At 49.7% G+C, this 650-nt stretch carries 1 protein-coding gene; it reads right to left on the bottom strand.

The window, feature by feature from the left end; all coding sequences use genetic code 11:
• Positions 1-650, bottom strand: a 650-nt coding sequence (locus tag AB4384_RS23675) for a VCBS domain-containing protein (RefSeq protein ID WP_372130206.1), incomplete at both ends; no start/stop codon positions are given.

Genomic DNA, 650 nt, shown 5'->3' with positions numbered 1-650 from the left:
TCTGGGGTAAACGTAAACGTACCATCGGCATTGTTTAGAATAGAGCCATGGTCGACATGGAGGTTTTCAATGGTTAGCTTACCGGCGTCATTGGCATCCACATCGACGGTATTCGCTAATAGTTGCGCAGTGGTTAAGGTTTGGCGTGTATCTTCACTGCCATTTGCAAGCACAACTTCAGATGAACAGTAAGGTCTGTCGTTACTGCCGTGAATGGTGATGACAATATCGTGTGTTGTACCATCTTTTGAATGGACTGTAATCGTATCGGTTAAGCTTTGCCCTTCACCAAGTTGGTCAATTGCAGTGCCACGCGTTGTGGGTCTAGCACCTATACCTGATAGATGCCCAGCATCGGCATGGTAATGCCAGGTGCCATCGGTGAGTAAGATTAGATCGCCATAGGTGCCGTGATAGTCGTAACCATTGCTGCCTTGGCGTTCAAATCCTGACTCGCCTACATCGGGGTCTGTGATGGTCAGCTTGCCATCAGCATAGAGTGTTGTATTGCCAAGTGTGGCGATGCCTGAGTGAGCATAGTCGGGTGACATGTCGACACCCGCGCTGTTTTCGGTTATTGAACCAGTATCAACGCCAGCGATTTGGGCTTTATCGCCAACAGCCGAGAGCGTCGTTGATGCGCCAGTGTG

This window comes from Vibrio sp. 10N.261.51.A4, from assembly GCF_041471945.1.
Classification (GTDB): domain Bacteria; phylum Pseudomonadota; class Gammaproteobacteria; order Enterobacterales; family Vibrionaceae; genus Vibrio; species Vibrio crassostreae_C.
Note: the sequence above shows the minus strand (reverse complement) of the source record. Positions and strands in the feature narration are given on the sequence as shown.